16 protein-coding genes are annotated in these 19,010 nt (G+C 35.8%); 2 read left to right on the top strand and 14 right to left on the bottom strand.

All coding sequences use genetic code 11. From position 1 onward, the window contains the following. Positions 1 to 78 precede the first annotated feature (78 nt). The 6 genes from P162_RS13930 to P162_RS13950 form a co-directional block, all read right to left on the bottom strand. Positions 79 to 585 (bottom strand): hypothetical protein, encoded by a 507-nt coding sequence (locus P162_RS13930; RefSeq protein WP_031428229.1) that lies wholly within the window; start codon positions 583 to 585, stop codon positions 79 to 81. Next, positions 585 to 1,889 (bottom strand): restriction endonuclease subunit S, encoded by a 1,305-nt coding sequence (locus tag P162_RS13935; RefSeq protein WP_051907896.1) that lies wholly within the window; start codon positions 1,887 to 1,889, stop codon positions 585 to 587. The genes P162_RS13930 and P162_RS13935 overlap by 1 nt, the downstream gene beginning before the upstream one ends. Then, a complete protein-coding gene (locus tag P162_RS13940) occupies positions 1,880 to 4,291 on the bottom strand; it encodes a type I restriction-modification system subunit M (RefSeq protein ID WP_031428230.1) in 2,412 nt (803 codons plus the stop codon). The genes P162_RS13935 and P162_RS13940 overlap by 10 nt, the downstream gene beginning before the upstream one ends. 208 nt (positions 4,292 to 4,499) lie before the next feature. Next, entirely contained in the window at positions 4,500 to 5,507 is a 1,008-nt protein-coding gene (locus P162_RS17905; RefSeq protein ID WP_241077779.1) for a DUF2779 domain-containing protein, read from the bottom strand. 3 nt (positions 5,508 to 5,510) lie between these two features. After that, entirely contained in the window at positions 5,511 to 6,461 is a 951-nt protein-coding gene (locus tag P162_RS17910; RefSeq protein ID WP_241077780.1) for a hypothetical protein, read from the bottom strand. Between the two features lie 809 nt (positions 6,462 to 7,270). Next, positions 7,271 to 8,188, bottom strand: a complete 918-nt coding sequence (locus P162_RS13950) for a helix-turn-helix transcriptional regulator (RefSeq protein ID WP_031428231.1) — start codon at positions 8,186 to 8,188, stop codon at positions 7,271 to 7,273. An 80-nt stretch (positions 8,189 to 8,268) separates the two neighbouring features. Between P162_RS13950 and P162_RS13955 the strand changes: the two genes are divergently transcribed. After that, on the top strand, positions 8,269 to 8,466 hold the full coding sequence (locus tag P162_RS13955; RefSeq protein WP_031428233.1) for a hypothetical protein: 198 nt from the start codon (positions 8,269 to 8,271) through the stop codon (positions 8,464 to 8,466). An 81-nt stretch (positions 8,467 to 8,547) separates the two neighbouring features. Next, a complete protein-coding gene (locus P162_RS13960) occupies positions 8,548 to 9,108 on the top strand; it encodes a metallophosphatase domain-containing protein (protein WP_051907897.1) in 561 nt (186 codons plus the stop codon). Between the two features lie 70 nt (positions 9,109 to 9,178). Here P162_RS13960 and P162_RS13965 read toward each other — a convergent pair whose 3' ends face one another. The 8 genes from P162_RS13965 to P162_RS14000 are packed head-to-tail and all read right to left on the bottom strand — an operon-like array spanning position 9,179 to position 18,168. Further along, positions 9,179 to 9,487, bottom strand: a complete 309-nt coding sequence (locus P162_RS13965; RefSeq protein WP_031428237.1) for a DUF6804 family protein — start codon at positions 9,485 to 9,487, stop codon at positions 9,179 to 9,181. Next, positions 9,477 to 10,016 carry a hypothetical protein gene (locus P162_RS13970; protein ID WP_031428240.1) on the bottom strand — a complete coding sequence of 180 codons (540 nt, stop codon included), beginning with the start codon at positions 10,014 to 10,016 and terminating at the stop codon, positions 9,477 to 9,479. The genes P162_RS13965 and P162_RS13970 overlap by 11 nt, the downstream gene beginning before the upstream one ends. Positions 10,017 to 10,018: 2 nt before the next feature. Beyond that, on the bottom strand, positions 10,019 to 11,791 hold the full coding sequence (locus P162_RS13975; RefSeq protein WP_031428241.1) for an AAA family ATPase: 1,773 nt from the start codon (positions 11,789 to 11,791) through the stop codon (positions 10,019 to 10,021). Next, positions 11,792 to 12,478, bottom strand: a complete 687-nt coding sequence (locus tag P162_RS13980) for a hypothetical protein (protein ID WP_031428243.1) — start codon at positions 12,476 to 12,478, stop codon at positions 11,792 to 11,794. Between the two features lie 19 nt (positions 12,479 to 12,497). Next, a complete protein-coding gene (locus P162_RS13985) occupies positions 12,498 to 14,957 on the bottom strand; it encodes an Hsp70 family protein (protein ID WP_031428245.1) in 2,460 nt (819 codons plus the stop codon). Positions 14,958 to 14,973: 16 nt separating this feature from the next. After that, positions 14,974 to 15,909: a hypothetical protein gene (locus P162_RS13990; protein ID WP_031428248.1), complete on the bottom strand. Its 936-nt coding sequence runs from the start codon at positions 15,907 to 15,909 to the stop codon at positions 14,974 to 14,976. Then, positions 15,909 to 16,523, bottom strand: coding sequence for a CFI-box-CTERM domain-containing protein (locus tag P162_RS13995; protein ID WP_031428250.1), 615 nt, complete (start codon positions 16,521 to 16,523; stop codon positions 15,909 to 15,911). The genes P162_RS13990 and P162_RS13995 overlap by 1 nt, the downstream gene beginning before the upstream one ends. Next, the gene (locus P162_RS14000; protein WP_031428251.1) at positions 16,507 to 18,168 is read right to left on the bottom strand and encodes a CFI-box-CTERM domain-containing protein; all 1,662 of its coding nucleotides are present in this window, start codon (positions 18,166 to 18,168) and stop codon (positions 16,507 to 16,509) included. Before P162_RS14000 ends, P162_RS13995 begins: the two co-directional genes overlap by 17 nt. Positions 18,169 to 19,010 lie beyond the last annotated feature (842 nt).

Consider the following 19,010-nt stretch of genomic DNA (forward strand, 5'->3'; position numbering starts at 1 on the left):
CACACGAACTGCGTTTTACCAGTAATCAACTTCTGCGTTATCTCTTGTTTAAGGAGAACGTATTTCTCTTTTCTGTTTTCAATCATTTCCAAACTCTTTGAAAAATTGCTCATTCTCTTTTAGATAGAATGATTGATACCCAAAATTCTCGTATTCTTCTTCCCAAGCTTCTCTTATAATGCTGTGATTGTCATACCACGAGTTCATACCTACTTCCCAAGATTTCCATAAGTTCTCATCTATTCGTCCATTGTTAAACCAATAAAATTCCTCAGCACATAGGTTGAAATAGTCATTAAGCTTATTTCTTAGAAAAGGATACTTGTTACGTTTTTTATCCATCAAATGCTCTAATGACTTATACTCGGTTATTTTCTCTAAATAACCGTTTAGGATATCATATCGCTTATTGAACTCAGAGAACAATTCTTTTTGAAGCTGATGACTCGCAATTTGTGATTGATTTTTATTGTATTTATTTGTCGAGAGTAAGACCGCAATTCCCAAAAACAATGTGACTATAACGCTTAAAATATTTATAGTAAGCTCCCAGTCCATAATAAAACTACTTTTAATTAATCCCATCACACCAACCTCGTTTTACCGGTTAATAACTCCTGCATCATACCTTGTTTGATTTGTTGATACTTAGCTTTTTTAGTCTCAAGCTGCTCGATTTCTGCATCCATATCGCTTAAGATTTCAGCAATGGCTTTTTGTTCTTCATAGTCTTTAGGAATATTAATTCTAAGCTGCTCAAATGTTGTTCTTTTTATTCCTTGAGCTGTAGAGCCTGTGGCACTGGAAGAAATATATTTTTGAAAATCATCAGATATCAAAACTTGAAAAATAAAGTGAGGATAGAATTCACTCTTTTGAAGTTGTAATAAAATTGTTCGTTGGCTTAAAATATACCTTTTATTATCTGGTATTAAAGAAACGTTTCCAAGTGGTGCCTCAAGAGTAAAAACAATATCATTCTTTTCCACATCTCCGTTTCTCATCCATTTTTTATAAAGAAAATCTGAACCATAATAGCAATCTGAATCAAAATCTATAAACCCCTTCTTTACATTTCCTGCTGAAAGTGCTATTATATTTCCACCTCCCCAATCCATTCCAAGCTTTTTCGGAGTAACTCCCCTGTAGTCAATAATATTTCTCGTTATACCATCAATTGTCTTCTCCTCCCAATCCCCATCAAAACCGGGTAGGCGTCTGCCTCCTTTTGAAGGCGGAGTCAACAACTGCTGCATCGCGCCTTGTTTGATGGCTTTCTTTTTGGCAATTAAACCGTCTAGCGAACTGATCAACGCATCGACATCGCTTAAGGCTGTGGCAATGGCTTTTTGTTCTTTTAGAGTTGGGGGAAGGGGGATTTGAACTTTTACTAATTGAGTTTTAGAAACACCAAATACTTTCATTCCAACTGCCAATTGAAGCATCTGATTCCTAACAACTTCACTATTTAGGACAATACCCCGATAGTTATCGGCAAGTAAAGAATTTTTATCTCGTATTAAGTATGTATGTAGCCCTGCGATGAACTTGTTATTTTCCACACCACTAACCTCAACTGATTTATTTAGACCTTCTAAATCTTCAGAAGCATCAACCATAATCACATCGCCATCTCTAACAAATTCGTAACTCGCTTGTTTAGTGCTGACGTAGTATTTTATTCCATTTTTAAGATTATAATTTGTGTTTGGAATAGCGTGTACTAAACCATAGTGTATGCATCCTACATCTCCAGCAACATTCATTTGAGCTTTAGAATAGTTGGATGTTGAATAAAAAGAAAAAATTTCATCAAATTTTCTAAGTATCCAATCCTCAGGAATCAAACCTACTTCAGTTTGTTTAAAACCTTTTTGTACTAGTTCCATACCAAACCCATTTTTTCCAGGTGTGCGCTTACCCTGTTTTCTAAATCCTGAGTTTCAGTATCCAGTTCATTTAAAGTATGCTCATAGCGTGCCGCCAGTTCTTTAATACGGTTTGCCAAACGTTGCGATATACCATCTATTTCGGTCTGTATATCCGTATACAAATCGGTAAGCCACTTGGCCTCAACAACGAGTTGGCGTACTTCAGCTTCGGTCAACTTGCCGTATTGCTCTAATGTGTTTTGATCTAATTCGGTCTCGGCAGCTTTAATGTCTTTTTTGACGCTTGCTTCTTTGGTGTATAGCTTTAACCATTTCTGTGTAATTTTCACGAAAGCGGTAGCTTCTTCATCCTGCTGTACTTTCAGCTCTTTATTCAGCCTGGTTACTTCGGCTTTATTGAGCTTATCTAAGGTGCCAAAGGCAGCTTCATCGCCGCTATGCTCTTCCTCCAGTGCTGCGCGTTCTGCCAGAGTCGTTTCCAGCGTGCCCTGTAAATCTTCTAAGGTTTGCTGTTCTTCTGCCAGATAGGTATTGATGACCAACGTTTTTGGGATGAGTTCGCACGTCCAGCCTTTATCTATTTCCTTCCCTTTCTTGTTCTTCTCTATGATGCGCTGAACTTTGGCGACCCAGCCTTCCTCAACCAGCATATACACATCATCTTTAAGGGTAGCGCCCCAGTAGTTCATCAAATGCTGGTACACCTCATAGCGGCCTATAAGCGGCTTATTGGCATAGCGTTGCAAGAGGTCTTCGGCAATTTGCTTAATAAAAGCCTTGGGCTTGGTATCTTTGTCTATAGCATTTAAAACCGGCAGGTTGGCTTCTTTAAACTCTGCAAACAAGGCGTCCAACTGTGCGTTGTAACTTAAAAAGTCCGGATGGTTAAAAATGGTTTCTTTGATATCGGCTTTCGCTACATTTAAACGGGAATAGCCCTCACGGATGGGCGTAAACAATTCTTTACGCAAATTGGGGTAGACTTCCCAATAGGCTTTGAGCGCATCAATATCCTTTTGCGGGATGCCGCCGTTAAGGTGCGCGTTTAAATCCTGTATATCTTCATCTTCCTGCGTATCGATATACCGCGGAATATTGAGGTTGTATTCGTTCTTTTCAATTTCCTCAAAAGGAACCAGTCGCGAATATTTATCCAGCTCCCACTGGTTGTTAAACACATCGACAATTTTATGCAGATCCTGCTCTCGCAAGCGGTTTTTGTTACCGTCTTTGATAAAACCTTTACTGGCATCGATCATAAAGATGCCTTTACGGTTTTCGGCATGTTCTTTATCTACCACAATGATACAGGCCGGGATTCCCGTACCGTAAAAGAGGTTTGCCGGCAGGCCTATAATGCCTTTGATCCATTTGCGCTCAATGATGTTCTGGCGAATAGCTGCCTCTGCGTTACCGCGAAATAATACCCCGTGTGGTAAAATAACCGCTCCCTTCCCGGTACTTTTAAGCGAAGCCAGAATATGCAGTAAAAAAGCATAGTCGCCATTCTTTTCGGGCGGTACCCCATAGCCCTGAAAGCGTTTATATTCATCCTGAAGCGGTGCGATTCCGTTGCTCCAGTTCTTTAACGAAAAGGGTGGATTGGCCACCACAAAGTCAAAGCGCTTTAGATTCCCGTCTTCGTCTGTAGTCTGTGGGTTTGCCAGAGTATTCTTCCCGTAAATAGTCGCCTCGGGATAACCGTGCAGCCACATATTCATAATAGCCAGACCTTTAGTAGCGATGTCCTTTTCCTGTCCGTAAATGGTGAGTCCGTTAGGGGCTTCCTCAGCCACCTTAAGCAACAGCGAACCCGAGCCACAGGTAGGATCGTAAGCCGTGTAGGACGGCACATCAGCTTTATCAACGTCCAGTACTTTAGCCAGAATACGTGAAACCTCAGCCGGAGTGTAGAATTGCCCCTTGCTCTTACCGCTTTCGGTGGCAAAGTGCCGCATTAGGTATTCATAGGCATCGCCCAGAATATCGTCATCTTCTGCACGGTTGTTTTTAAAGTTTAATGCCGGGTTCTCAAAAATGGCGATGAGCTTAGAGAGTCGGTCGATTTTTTCCTGACCGCTGCCCAGCTTTTCATCATCATTAAAGTCGACCAGTTCCATCGAACCCTCCAGGCCGTTAGCGGCAAAGAGCGGTCTTAGTATTTTTTTATTGATATCATCACCAATGCTGTCTTTACCCTTAAGCGCGATCATATCTTCAAAAGACGCGCCCTCCGGAACCACGATCAGGTCATTCTTCCCTGCATATTTATCACTTACATACTTTACAAAAAGCATCGTAAGCACATAATCTTTATATTGAGAGGCATCCATCCCGCCTCGTAATTCGTCGCAACTTGCCCAAAGTGAGCTATATAAATCAGATTTTTTTATTGCCATTGGTAAATTTTGATTTGTCGAAGATAGCTATTACGAAAGTTTTAGAAGACTTGAAGAATAGAAAGTCGTTTAATGAACAACTTCGAAATTTAGTAATTAAGGATTATTGAAATAGAATATTTGCCCACAGACTATATCTTGAACAGTGAGTAGAGTTGCATTGCATAAAATTAATAGGAGGTATTAGCTTTTCATACTTAATTCTTGTTTATTGAAAGTTCTCTGTCACATCTTTAAAATATTCCAGGATCATTACCATTGCCAAAGTGTCCAACTCACAATAGCGCAGGAGACCATTTTCAATCTCCATACGTTCTTCCTGAGTAACATCTTGAAATTGCAGTTTGGCATATGCGACCAGTGCTGCCCAACCATCACTGATCCCTTCTATTTGGGTAACCGCTGCATCTAAGCTGTCTGCGTCCCAATCCTCAAAAAGCGGAGGCAGTTTTTTATATGGACTCACCACGTTGTTGTCTTCAACATGAATGAACCGGTAATCTTCAGGAAAATTCAAGCTGCTTACTCCAATATGGTCTAAGGGTTTTGAATATTTATCTTTTAAAAACTCACTGGAATTAAGAGCGGCAGGCAAGACTGCTTTAATGGAATTGGAACCCGCCATTGCAGGGTCATAATAATAATTGAGCACTACTTTATGGAGATCAATCATATCTCGCGGCCCAGTCCATTGATCTGCATTGCTGCCTGTATTATGACTTATCTGCTGAATAAAATCCATTAAATCCTGCTTATCTGGTTCATCAGCATCTTTTAATTGATTATAGATTACATTGAGAATGGTGTTCTCGTGATTATGGTATCTAAAAATACTGCCAGAATTGTGGGACAACGTGCTCTTTAAGGCGCGTAAGAAATCGAAGTTTGGGAAAGTGCCTATTTTAGTATTTATATATTCCCCCCTATGCTCCACGCGGCCATCCTCGTAAATAACATGATGACTGAATTGGAAGGCTAATTGCTCGTAGGGATGTATACCTGCGAGAAAAGGGATCGCCACTGCGGTAGTCTCAAAATCGATACAGTTCAGCGGATAGATCCAGGATTTCATTTCATTTTTTAACCCATCGATCGCAAAATGGGGTGTAGGATCTTTCTGAACCGTTTTTACTACCTGTAGCCAGCGTCGTTCTGAATTGCTTATCATTCCGGCTTCTGGCTTTATATTAAAATCGGTTTCACTGAGTTGCTGCATAAATTAGCGCCCTTCTTCCATAACTTTCTTTGAAGATCTCCAGTTCCAAACTTCAAATGTTTTGGGTTTGGAAATTTCATTTTCGGGGTGGTTTAATTGTTCCTGCCAGCATTCATGAAAACCACTTTTAGAGAATTTAGAAGGTGTTTCGGTATAAAATTCACAGCCTTTGCAGTGATTTCCAATAGGCGTATAAATCTTTATATCTTCGGAATAATGCTTTTTAAAATAGAATATGGTTTCTTGAAAGGATGATCCTTCAAAAAGTGGATTTTCATTGAATATTTTTTGAATTTCAGTCTCTATATTGATCTTAGCAAGAATGCTTTCACCTAAATCAGTTTTGGTCAAACCAGGTTCAACAGCAATACCAGTGCGCAATTTGTTATCAGAGACAAGTTTGAATTTCTGATTAAGACCATTTATGGTAGCAGTCTTATCTTTATCTACTAAATTGAGAAATGGAGTAATTATAAAATCCGGATGCACCTGCTGGATCACATAGTGCTGAAAAGCTACATCATATAAATAAGCAGACCAGCTACCAGTTAGAGAAAATCCATTATGCACCCTACCGCTTACGGATTTTGCCTTTACTTCGAGAAGCTGGATCTGCTTTCCTTTTTTGATTAAAATATCTGTGCGTATAAAAAGACCGTTAAAGAGAAGAGCGGCTTCAAAAATAACAACCTGCTCTCGCATTAGTAATTCCTGTGTGCGTGAAGCAAGAGCTTCATAATTAAAATCATCTTCTAGAATGGCAATACCATCAGTATATGCCATTCGTGCGAGTTCCTCAACCTGAAAACCTCCTTGGGCTAGTGCTTCTAAAAAAGTGTCGCTTTTACTTTGATTTTCGTATTCTGGCTTGCGGGTGTAATAAAGTTTTGTGGGACAGTCCAGCGCTAACTTAAAGCGTGATTTGGTCAGTAATCTTTTTTTGATCTCGGCCATAATTAATTATTAGTTCAAATTAATTGAATTTATTTTTCATATCCTTACGGTTTTCCTCCAAGCTCAAGATTTATTTGTAGCCCATTTCTTACAATCTAGACTTTAAGGATATCTATTAAAAATCACTAATCAGTGCAGCTTCTTTATTAAAACTCTCCTACTAGAAAAAATCCTTTTGTAAATCCCCATTTTTAAATAATAGCGCTATTACCTGCTTATGCTTTTCCTTACAAATTGACTTATTTAATAAAATGCATAAGGGCAGTTGAAAATGACGATCAAAACAAGTTCTGTAAAAGGCTGCACAATTACCAAGATTTATTTTTCCGGTCAATGAAAAAGTTCCGGCATTAATTGTTCGGTGATCGCCGTAAAAACTGGCTATACTTAATATCGCCTGAGCGGTAATTCAATTATCTAAAATCAAATTTGCTTCGGCAATCAAAGTCATAAAAAATATACTTTATTCTTGAGTATAATCATCTTGTGTGACGATCAAAAAAACTTTGTTTCAAAAAAATTAGGCGCTTGTATATATCTGGGATAGTCACGGCCAAAATCGTCTCGATACTAGTCAAAAAACACTAGCCAGGCCAAATAACGCAGTCTTTGATGTGCAAATAGCGAAAAACAATCTGGTCCGTATTGCCAGAAGTCCACGTCTTTACTGAGTTCCGTATTAAAGCGAACCGGAGATTCATGCCGTGCGGGTTGTGCAAATTTATATTGATACATTCGTTCTTCTTTTATAAACCAAAGATCAATATTAACTCCGCCAGAATATGTCGGTATCAGGGTTTAATGTCAAGCTATTGATAGAACCTAAGCGTTTCCTTCAACATCTGCTTGATCTCCTGGCGAAGCTCAGCAGGAGAAATGACCTCTCCCAGATTTCCCATCTTGAGTATTTGCACTTTAAATTCATAGTTGGGAATAAGATGATACTTTACCGTTCCGTGTGTTTCACCTGGAGCCCAATCAATCTTTTGAGAATGGTGCAGGGGCAGGCTTTGTAAGTATTTTAAATGTTTGTAGTAAACACGCAGGCTTATAATTTTAAGTTTTCCATCGCCAGCGTTAAAATTCAGTCCCACGATTTTGTTGAACTGCTCCAGCTGCTTTTCAAAATCGTTAGTTTTTATTTCCATACTACCCGCGGTTTGCAATTCTTTAATACGGTCCAGGCCAAACGTTCTAATTTCCTTTTTTCCTTGCGGAACACCAATTACATACCAGCGGTTCAGGTACTCCCTGATCATTAAGGGCCCAATCGTATAGGGTTTTTCCGTTTCTTCCCAATAATTGATGTGGAGGAATTGAATATTTTGTTTATGGCGTATGGCCAGTACGATAGGTTTTAGCAGTTCTATACCCAGAAAGAAGGAGGTTTGATGCAGTTGCACCAGTTTACCAAAGCTTTTAAAATCGGTTAAGCCCGATCGGAAAAATTGACCCAACTCTGCAAATTCCATAAACCGAATCCACTCGTCTACATCATGCTGAAATTCAGGATTCAGAAAATAGCCGTTTTTAGCACGGTTGTAATTGATCTCGAGATAAAAACGCTCCCGCAGGTTTTTAATATCCCGTTCTAAGGTGCGTATGGTAATTTCTTCCCGATCGCTTTCGGCTAGTTTTGCCAGCAGTTCTCTTTTGGAGATTCCAGGATAATCCTTCAGATAGCGTACAATGCGGTTAAGTCGTTCTATCAATTTATAATTATCCATTTTCAACTTTTTGTAAAGCTAAAGGTAAACACCGACATTCTCTGTCGGAGTCGCTAACTACTTTTGTCAAAAACCTAAAAATGACACAAACTGAATATACCCTCACCGTTATAACCATAAAAGAAAAGTTCGATGAATGTATAATGCTTATAAATCAACTTAAAAGTTATAATGCCAAAAAACAGAAGTACGCGCTGGCAGCCAGCATGCGAAACATTGAAAAGACCTTACAGGAAAAGCGCGACCAACTTATTGATTCTGAAAAGGGCAATAATTAGCTGACCACTAGAATCAAAAACTGCCAAAAACGGATCAAAAAGGGCTTAGATTGAACAAAAACAGGATAATATTGAGCAAAAATGAAGCGTTTATTCTATAAAGGTAATCAAATTACGCTTATATCAGATACGCACGGTGGGCACCGCAGGTTAACCATACCACCTTCAAATATTCTGGTACATTGTGGCGATGCTTGCAATGGTGGAAATTTAGAAGAGCTAGCAGATTTCTTTTCCTGGTTTACCGAATTACCGGTCAGGCATAGGGTTTTTATTCCCGGCAATCACGATTTAATTTTTGATTTGGAACCGGAGTTGGTACATAATCTTGTTCCGGGCAATATCATTGTATTGGAGAATAGTGGCTGGCTAATAGAAGATATTCAATTTTATTCTGTAGCCGCGCGGCCATGGTTGTATCAAGCACCGGAAATGCCTATACACCCCATTGATTTCTTATTAACTCATGGGCCACCGTATTCAATTCTGGATATGGGAACAGGCTGTAAATTGCTCTACGAATTTGTAGAAAAGGTGAAACCCACCTATCATATTTTTGGACATATACATGATAGGGCAGGGCAGGAAGTTTTGAGAGACGGGGTTTTCTTTTTGAATGTAGGTAGTCAGACATACGCTTAATAAAGGTAGAAATTAATGGAGGGTTTCGATAATTATAAAATCGCAAGGCAATAGATAGTGTCTTGAAATTTTAGTATTGGCTTTTATTTCTATTCATAACTAAAGTTCCAATTAGTCCAATTCCGACAATAACGTCTACAATGTTCCATATTTCCCTTCCAAGTGCTAATTTAAAAAATGGTTGAAAAAATAGGGCAAGACCTCCGTAAATAATCATTTCCGTATTCTTATTCTGTTCGTTTGCTTTATAAGCCAAAATTCCAAATCCGATTAAGGCAACAAACCGAACAAATTGATAATATCCGTATGGCATATCCAATAGGCACAAGAACATCATAATTGCTAGAGCAAATTTTATCAAAGCTTCACTACTCTTCATTTTTGTCTTTAAGGTTATCCAAAATGTCATCATCAATTTTGCTTATCAGCTCAAATTCATTTGAAATGTGAGTGTCAAAAAAGTCTTCTTGTAACCTTGATAAGTATGAATTAGTAATAATATCTTGTTCCAAATAGTCTTCAAAATCAGGATGTTTTTCAAGAATTGGTTCGTTGGCAATTTTCAGTTTTGAACGAATAACCTTAAAAAACTTGATTTCGCTGTATTCAACTTTGTCATCTGCTTTAATGGTTTCAATTGCAACTTCTATCAATTTCAATTCTCTGTCTTCTACTAATTCAGCAGTTGTAAGTTCATTGAAATAATCACTCATAAACTGATGACCATCTTTATTGATAGCAAGTAACAACGTGTCTAATTCCTCATTGATGTCAATTTCTCCAAAGGTTTTACTTTTCTTTTGCAGTTGCTTAATAAGTTTGACCTCACGGTTGTCAATATCGCCATCACACGCCATACACGAAAATGCTGTCTTGAGCAAAAGTTTATTGAATTGTAATGTTTCCATATTTAATTGTTTTTAAAACCGATTCTTGGTCGGACGTTATTATTTTCTGCTAAACCTTCCATTTTCGCTCTTATGGCGATGTAGCTTTGTAATTCATCTAGTTTAATTGAAGGCTTATTATTGTTTATGGTATTAAGTAAAATTTCCTTAGAAATTCTTGATTTCGTTTTCAATGCTTTTCTTGATGCTTCATCACAAAGGAATTTTATATCGCTTGAAACATAATTTTCTGTTGCTATTGCAAGTTCAGAATAGTTTAAACCAACTTCTCTTGGTCTTCTTTCCAAGTAAAGTTTAAACATTAACTCACGAGCTTCAAGGTCTGGCGGTGGTAGATAAATTACTTTATCCAATCGACCTGCTCTCAATATCGCTGGGTCAATCGAGTTGGGTCTGTTAGTTGCTCCAATTATAAAAATGCCATCATCACCACAATTATTCATTTGTGCTAAAAATTCATTTACAGCGCTTGTATTCATATGATTTACATTCGAGTTATCACGATTTGGAACAACAGCATCTAATTCGTCAATGAAAATAATACTTGGTGCATTTTCACGAGCCTTATCAAAAAGGTTTTTGATTTTTTCCTGCGATTCGTTTACGTACTTACTCTGAATATCGGATGGCTTTAACTGATAGAAATTAAAACCTATTTCTTCTGCCATTCGTTCTGCGAAGAACGTTTTACCACAACCTGGTGGGCCATACAATAACATTCCGTTTGGAATGGTTAAACCGTATTCGGCATAACGTTCTTTTTCGTTTAAGGCATCAATTACATCCAATTGAATTGTGTCTTTCAGTTCCTGCATTCCTGCAATTGCTGAAAATCCTTTTTCTTTTTTTATTTCCTTTAGTTTCGGTTTAGACACTTCTTGCGGTGATGAAAGCTGTTGCACTTCCATTTCTCCGTTTATCGCTTTTATGAAGCTTTTAATACTCTTAAATCGATTTTCAGCATTTGATTGTAACGCTTTGCTGATTATGTTTTGAGTTTGTTGGTCTGTAACTGACGAAAACTTTAATGGCTTTTTTCGTTCTTCAATAACAGCATCTTCCAACTTTATGGAATCTGCTTTGTATTTTGAAATTTCAACGAACCAAGGCGGCAAACCTTCTAACAAGTGATAATATAATGCACCAACCGAAAAGACATCACTTTGAGCCGAAAACACTTTGTTGAAGGCTTCGTTGGCTTGGTAAAATGGATTTAAACCTTCCTTCAAAAAATCCTTGTTTGATTGACTTAAAAAACGAGCATAGCCAAAATCAATGATTTTAGGAATCGTAACTTTACCTGATAAATCTAACATTACATTCAGGTTTGTAATGTCATTGTGGATAATAGGATTTTGAAGAGAATGCAAATAGTTCAATCCGTTCAAAACGCCTGAAATGATGTCTTTAGCTTCATAAGGATTAATGGTTTGTTCTCTTTTTAATTTGTCTACCAAGGTTTCACCGCTGATGAAATCAAGAATTGCGTAAGTATATTTTTGACCATTTAAAAGAAGTTCACCACTATCACAGTATTTAACCAAATTTGGATGCTTAATTTTCTTTAAAACCTCAATCTCTAATACATCACCAGTTGAATCAAATTGAGTTCTATGTAATTTTGAGTAAGCAAATAGCTTCAAAAGTTTGGTTTTGCCTTCTTGGTCTTTTAAACGATAAGTTTCAGCATAGCTCCCTTTTTTTAGAAAGAAGGTCACTTTGAACTGCTCGTTAATTGATTGCCCTTTGGATAATATGTTATTATGCTTATTCATTTACAATGCTTCATCTGGACTACTAGGTCGAGTACTAAAATTTCCGTTTTCTTGTAAAATCAGCTCATATTCCAAAATATTATTATTTAATATTTGGGGATCGTCCTTCCCGAAACTTTCGTTGGTAATAAAACCACCTTTTATTTCACCGCCTTTCATATCCTTTTCAGGGTTCCATCCTTTACCATAATAGAAAAAGGGTTGATAAGTACCATTTGGGAACGAGAACGTAAAACTGCTTCCTGAATTAATGTAGGCGTGTCTAATTACTTTATCATTATTTTTTATGGTAACAATCACATCAGAGTTACTCGTTCTCACTTTTATTTGTGAACAGCCGTAATCAGTACAAGTTAAATTCCCTCCATAATACCGGGAATATGGCGTATCACCTGTACTTAAGGAATTGTTGATGTACTTATCATAGATGGCTTTTTCTTGTCTTTCCTTTTCAAGACGAGCTATCCTGGCTATACGCTCTCCTTCCTCACGTTTTTCTTGCTCAACGCGTGCCTGCTCTAATTGAAATGCACGTTCAGCTTCTTCTGTTTTTCGCTTTTCTTCCAATTCAATTATTTGCTGTTCTTCTTTTGCTAAACGTTGTTTTCTTTCTGCATCACTTTCACAGGAAGAAATAATTATAGCTAAAGAAAAGAGCGGTAAAAGTAATTTAGTTCTTAATCTCATAATCAAACTTTTTATTTAATTAAACACCAAATACATTTTCTCCTGGTTTATCAACTTCTTCCAAATAATCAATAACTGAAATAACAATTGGATGCAACTCGTCTGTTGTGGGGTTCTCACTAATAATTTCTAATCCTTTGTTTAAAAGTGTTCTCGCTATACTACTATCTTTCCAATTGTAGGAATTAAAATTGTTATTATGTTGCCTTATAAAATCGACTAATTGATAGATTAAGGTTAATTGAATAAAAAAGCCACTAATCTCTTCCAAAAGACCATTTCCAAGCTTTACATCTTTTGCCCGAACAACTTCATCTAACTGCGAACGGAATTGATTGACCACTTGGGTCGTTTTTTCATTTCCTAACTCGTTATTTGCTTTTTCAAGACGGTAAAATTCCTCTTTTAAAGTTTCCTCTAGATTAGGCCATTCATTCAATTTTTCAACTTGCTCAATTTCTCTGGCAACTTTCTGAAGTTCTGAACGAGCTTCTAGGCGACCAGCTTCTGTGTTCTTGCTTTCAAAGACGTTTTTAACCTTTTCAAGTTCCTTTTCTAATCCGGACTTGTTTGGAGTGTCAATATTTCTTAAATTATTTTCAGTTTCCTTGATTTGTTGTGCAAGCCATTCTTTTGTCACTTCTGACTCATTGCTATTAATTTCTAAGAGCATTTCAAAATCAATATCAAGGAAATTTATTTTTCCTGAAAAATCGCTGCCTTTTGTAAAGTTTAATGTCAAATCAGCAATACTACCTTCAGGAAGAAGTTTTGGGATATCATCTCCTGTTATTCGAACTGTGGTTACTTGATTATTACTAATTGCTTTGGTTTCAGGGATTCCTTGATAAATTGGGATATCAATAAAATCATCCATTCCTGGACGAATTTGCTTTCTTGTTGTCAAACCGTTGGAAACACCTTGTGCAGGAAGAGTTTTATCTTTTTCCAAACCTTTAATAGCTTTCAATAATTTCTTGCCTGCCTTCTTATCAAAAACCTCAATGCAAATTGTGTGGGTTAAAGTTGCTCCTCCGAGAGCTGTATCAGGTTGTATTGAAAACTTCTTGGGTTCACATTCTAATTTGTTTCCTTTTTCATCGTAAAGCAATATTGTGAAAGTATTTCTTTCACCTGATTTTAAATGCAATTCGATGACTTCGCCTATGTTGTTAAGCTGAACCTTTTCACTTTTGAAAGCATCATCATCTCTCGCTATTTCAGCAAACACTATTCTATCCGCTTCTTTAGTTTTCACTGTAACAAAGGTTTCATCACTTGCCACCATCGAATCATAATCTATATGCAACTGAACCTTTGAAGTATCTATATTTTCATCATCGATTGTGTTATTAATTGTAGAAGCATAAATAGCCGCACCTTTAGCAACTACAGTCATAGGGTCAACGCTTGTGTTTGGTTTTTTAATTTGTGCCTCAAGCATATCTCTAACAATTGGCGACAGTGTAGGACCACCGACAAGGATCAATTCTCCTAATGAGTTGCCGTCCAAGTTATTTCGTTTAAGAAGTACTTTGCAATAGTCAATGGCTTTCTGAACAAACGGTTCTATTACTTCTTTAAGCTGTTCCCTAGAGATAGTTAAATCAATTTCAAATTCTTCACCTTCATCATCTTCACCGTATTCATCGTATAAATTGGTAAGAATTGGATATTCTTCTTTGTACGATAATTGATTTTTGGCATCTTCTGCAAGTGGTTTCCACATTTCTTTGAATGCAGTGAATTTTTCCTGGTTTTCAATTATTGAATCAATAGCAAAACGCTCTTTCAGATACGGAATAAATATATTGTCAACTATAGCTTCATCAAGATTTTTACCACCTAAAAAGTTATCCCCTTCGGTATCAATAACTTTAATTATACCGTCTGAAACTTTGACCAAAGCAGAATCAAATGTTCCTCCACCAAAATCAAATACTATCCAAAAACCATTTTTATTTGCGGACTCAACACCATAGGCAATTGCAGCTGCATAAGGCTCTTGGACTAATTCTACATATTCTATTCCTGCCAACTCCGCAGCTTTTTTAGTTGCATTGATTTGATTCATCTCAAATGCAGCAGGAATTGTAATGATTGCGGATTTAACACTTTCATTATCCACATAAGATTTCAAAGTCTTCAATACTTCAGCAGAAAGTTGCTTAGAAGACAGTTCAACGCCAATTTTGTCATCAGTTTTATACTTTACTGAATTACCCATTGTTCGTTTGAACTCAATAAAGATGTTTGATTTAAAATCAAGGTCACTAAATGCTTTCTTTTTATCTTTAGACAATTGAGCATAAGCTTTATCACCAAGCAAAAAGCCTTTTTTAGTTACCATAATGCAAGAAGGCATTGTGTCTCGCTGTGTATCTGTTCGGTGCATTTTCACTTTACCTTCATCCATTACTGCAATTGCAGAATTAGTTGTTCCTAAATCAATACCGAAGTCTATCTTTAATCTTGCCATTTTTAGTTTCTGTTTTTTATTCGTTAAATGCCACAATAACTTTAGCTGCTTGAATCATTTTTCCGTTGTAGTTGATTTGTGGTTTTATGATCCTTTTAATTATTTGCTTCCCTTCATCTAAACTGTCATCAAATTCCATTGTTGCCACCATATTCATCCCTGAATTATAGTTCTGTCCAATAAGTTTTGGTATTGCGTAGCCATAGGCTTTAAGATTGTCTAGAATTGACTCAGAGTATTTTTTAAGATGCTTGTAACCCTTTATGTTTTTGTCCATTACTTCAAGGTTCATCAAAATTCGTGTGACTTCATCAGCAACTTTTAGTACTAACGAATGGTCTTTTTCTTCGCTTTCTGGTTTTCCTGATTGACTTAAATCTTTTAATTTGAGTTGTGTATCCAAAACCTCCATTAGTTTACTATCCAATTTCACGCTTTCTTCTTCAAAAGAAGCTTTGGTATTTCTGATTTGAGTTTCGACATCTGTCTTGCTTGACTTAATGCGCTTGCCTAATAACCAATAAACCAAACCGCCTAAAAGAAGCGTTACCAAAGTGGCAATAATCCAATACAAGCGATTTTGCTCTACACTACTGTCCAATTGGGCAATTTGGTTATCTGCCTTTTGTCCTGTTTCTTGGATTTTAGTTCCAAGCTCTTTAGAATTTGTTACAATATTTTGGCTGTTTGTTTGGATGAGTTGACTTAAACTATCAATTGAAGTATTTAGACCACTATTCTGTTCCTGCAAAGCTGAAATAGTCTGGCTTTGCTTTCCAATTACATAATTTTGGTTGTTCAGCTTTTTAGTCAAAGCATCAATCTCTTGCCGTTGCTGAAATACGTTGTTTTTTATCGTTGGTATTTCCTTAACTAATGTTGAATCTTGTTGCTGTTGAGCAAAAAGATTAGTTGTTCCGAAAAAGAGTGATATGAGTAAAATTTTCTTCATTATTTTCTGATTGTTTTTATGAATTGGTCTAGCCCTCTACGGATTATAAGATTGATACCTTGTTTATTTTTCAGCCTTTCAACCAAATCTGGTGAATACCTATAATAGAGCTTGATAAAGTTTCGACCTAATTTTGTTTTGCTCAAAAAGTCATCTCTGAATTTTCTCAACTCCAAAACTTGTGGATGGTCATAATCACCATAAACCATTGTGGCTACGTAACAACCTGTTTTCTGTTTATTATCACTAATTCTAGTATTAATTTCTGATTTAAAAGAATCTATGATTTCAATTAAAACATCATTTTTCAAGTAATCATTTTCTTGTCTGTTATAATCTAATGCAATGAAAATATTTTCATTCATTTTTTGAATTTCGTGATTATGATTTTGACTTTTTAAAAATGATTTGTATGACTCTATGTGATTTATAAAACTTTGAATAACGTCATTTTTTATTTTTATAAATTCTATATGACTATTTTCTTTTGATTCAATAATCTTTTCACTGTATGAAATTAAAAACATTTTAATAGTGAAATCTGGTGATAATAGAAACCCTTGACTATTCAGTTCACTTTTTAAGCCTTGTATTATTTCATTTCTTAATGACATCGTGGAATATATATATAAATTGATCTAATCCTTTCCGGATTATCAGGTTGGTTGCTTGTTTGTTCTCTAGTTTTTCAACTAGTTTTGGAGAGTACATGTAGTAGAATTTGATAAAACTTTTTCCAATTATTGTTTTATTTAAAAATTCATCTCTGAATTTTCTTAACTCCAGAACTTGTGGATGGTCGTAATCACCATAAGCCATTGTAGCAATGTAACATCCTCCTTTATCAGCTGCACTACTTATAGTAGAACCAACTTTTTTCGCTGTAGCCGATGCTTGAGCAGCCCGAACATCTTTCCAATAGCATAGGTGTTTTACTTGGTTTATTTGAATCGGGCCGAGTTTAGCTAATAAGAAATCTACAAGGTTTTTATATTCTGAAATTTTGCTTTGATTTGAGCAACGTTGAATGGCTTCAACATTATTAATATTAATACCATTACTGATAACTTCTACTACTTTATCCCAGTTTAAGCAGCTCGCCTTCATTTTATCCACTTTTGAATAATTGATGGACTGATTGTATGACATAGTCATTCTCATTGCAGATACCTGAGCCTCAATTTTACTAATAGCATTATCGTAAGCTAACTTAATAGAATGTAATAATGCAATAGCCTGATTAACCTCCCGGTCTTTCATTTCTTCAAGAGTTGCAAGACTGTCATTTGCCCTGTCTTTTGTTAACTTCCCTACCGCAATTGATAATGCTTGTTTGCTGAGTTCTTGGGCTTGTGTTAGGTAATCTTCATTCGAACTCTTTTCTTGGCTTTCATTGAAATAGTCAATACCACATTGCATTATTTCATTTGCCAATTGGTCTGCAGCTGTCTTGTATTTTAGGTCATTAGTGCCAATTAATGATTTTAGAAAGGATAAATCGTCTTTTGTGTTTGTGAACAGCTTTAAACCAAATTCATAAGCATTGTCTTTATCTGCTTTTCGTTTCTTTTTACAACTTTCAATTTGGCTTTCGATTTTGTGTAATGGTTCTTCTGTAAATTTTTTGGAAAGGTAATTTTGCGTGGTTTCATTGCATCCGCTGAACAATTGCAATATTTCTGAACTTACATATTGATTTTTGAATTGTTTAAGCAATTCATCAATCAATTTTTCAGTTTGTTTTTGATTGTTAATTGTGAATGTTTCATCTGCGACAGAATGGACAAAGTTTTCAAAGTATTCAGATTCGATTAGCTTGATTTTGGCTTCAATCCCTGTTTTTATATCGAATTTATTCCTACTTAAAAGTTTGCACGTACCTATATTGTTTAATGCAGAGAAGTTTTTGGCATTGACATTCTTATTGGCGGTTACTTTTTCCCAAATTTCAAGTGCTTTTTCTTCATCTCCATTTTTCAGATATTCAATAGCGGTGTTATCAAATGGACTAGCATTTAAAAACCAAAATAAAGAGTAATTGACTTTGTCTTGATTTTGCTCAATATTTGAAAATGCTTTCTTTACGGTATCTTCAGTTCTGTTAATATTCCTCAGAATTTGAAAATCAAAGTCTGATTTGATCTCTTTTCCAACCTTTGTGTAGGCTTTGATTTTTCCTTTTTGCTTTTCAAGTTCCTTTGTCGTTGCGTTTGAAAGAATACCTGCAATTCGATAAGGGTTATTTTGTATTAACTCCATATTTTCAATCAATAGGTTCAAAAAATTAAAAATACATTATACTAAAACACTCCTTTTACGGTTTTCCTCATTCTGTTTAAATTTTTCGATTTTTGGTAGAAAACAGTTCTTTTTATTTTTTTTTCAGGGTTGGCTTTTGAGTAGAAAAAATTAAATGCCCTTAGCAAAATTGTATACAAAACAAATAGCTGGTGAAAGAAAAAAGTATCTCTTTAAATCAAAATCCATTTTAAGTTAAAAATGTCCCAGTAATATTGGGCTGAAACGGTTTTTGCGTTAAAAACGATAATTCTTGAAAGGCTTTAATATTTATAACTATTTAAATATCAAAGGGATAATTAATGTAACATCGCGCCAGAGTGTTACCCTCTTGCTTATCCCTTGATCTTAAAATTTAAATAGCTTTCTACAGCAGGATTAGAGCATCCGATTTTTTTAGTTGGTATTAGTCCTTTGGAATTTTTAATATCTTTTTATAAAAAACAGTAATAGATTCAAAATGATCTTGATGATACATGATTGTACTTTGATGATAGCTTAAATACTAATAAATACCAGATTTGTTCACTTCTTTCAACACCTTATCGCTTTTATAATATTTGAGTTTTTTCTTTCACCCGCAGTGAATTTTCCAAAATCGAAAAAACAATTTACCAATTACCCAGCCCAGTTATAGCAAGTGTTTATCGTTCAATTTTGACCTTTTTTCTAATTACCAATTACCCATTATCATTGGGTAGATTTGGATAATTACATTTCTATGCTATCTACCCACCATAAAGCCAATATTAATAACGCCTAAGGATGTTTTGGGTAATTGAGTAATTAAATTTTATATGTTT

This window comes from Flavimarina sp. Hel_I_48 (genome assembly GCF_000733945.1).
Classification (GTDB): Bacteria; Bacteroidota; Bacteroidia; order Flavobacteriales; family Flavobacteriaceae; genus Leeuwenhoekiella.

Coding starts and splice junctions, on each gene's coding strand:
- P162_RS13930 (WP_031428229.1), bottom strand. CDS start 585: ATGGGATTAATTAAAAGTAGTTTTATTATGGACTGGGAGCTTACTATA.
- P162_RS13935 (WP_051907896.1), bottom strand. CDS start 1,889: ATGGAACTAGTACAAAAAGGTTTTAAACAAACTGAAGTAGGTTTGATT.
- P162_RS13940 (WP_031428230.1), bottom strand. CDS start 4,291: ATGGCAATAAAAAAATCTGATTTATATAGCTCACTTTGGGCAAGTTGC.
- P162_RS17905 (WP_241077779.1), bottom strand. CDS start 5,507: ATGCAGCAACTCAGTGAAACCGATTTTAATATAAAGCCAGAAGCCGGA.
- P162_RS17910 (WP_241077780.1), bottom strand. CDS start 6,461: ATGGCCGAGATCAAAAAAAGATTACTGACCAAATCACGCTTTAAGTTA.
- P162_RS13950 (WP_031428231.1), bottom strand. CDS start 8,188: ATGGATAATTATAAATTGATAGAACGACTTAACCGCATTGTACGCTAT.
- P162_RS13955 (WP_031428233.1), top strand. CDS start 8,269: ATGACACAAACTGAATATACCCTCACCGTTATAACCATAAAAGAAAAG.
- P162_RS13960 (WP_051907897.1), top strand. CDS start 8,548: ATGAAGCGTTTATTCTATAAAGGTAATCAAATTACGCTTATATCAGAT.
- P162_RS13965 (WP_031428237.1), bottom strand. CDS start 9,487: ATGAAGAGTAGTGAAGCTTTGATAAAATTTGCTCTAGCAATTATGATG.
- P162_RS13970 (WP_031428240.1), bottom strand. CDS start 10,016: ATGGAAACATTACAATTCAATAAACTTTTGCTCAAGACAGCATTTTCG.
- P162_RS13975 (WP_031428241.1), bottom strand. CDS start 11,791: ATGAATAAGCATAATAACATATTATCCAAAGGGCAATCAATTAACGAG.
- P162_RS13980 (WP_031428243.1), bottom strand. CDS start 12,478: ATGAGATTAAGAACTAAATTACTTTTACCGCTCTTTTCTTTAGCTATA.
- P162_RS13985 (WP_031428245.1), bottom strand. CDS start 14,957: ATGGCAAGATTAAAGATAGACTTCGGTATTGATTTAGGAACAACTAAT.
- P162_RS13990 (WP_031428248.1), bottom strand. CDS start 15,909: ATGAAGAAAATTTTACTCATATCACTCTTTTTCGGAACAACTAATCTT.
- P162_RS13995 (WP_031428250.1), bottom strand. CDS start 16,523: ATGTCATTAAGAAATGAAATAATACAAGGCTTAAAAAGTGAACTGAAT.
- P162_RS14000 (WP_031428251.1), bottom strand. CDS start 18,168: ATGGAGTTAATACAAAATAACCCTTATCGAATTGCAGGTATTCTTTCA.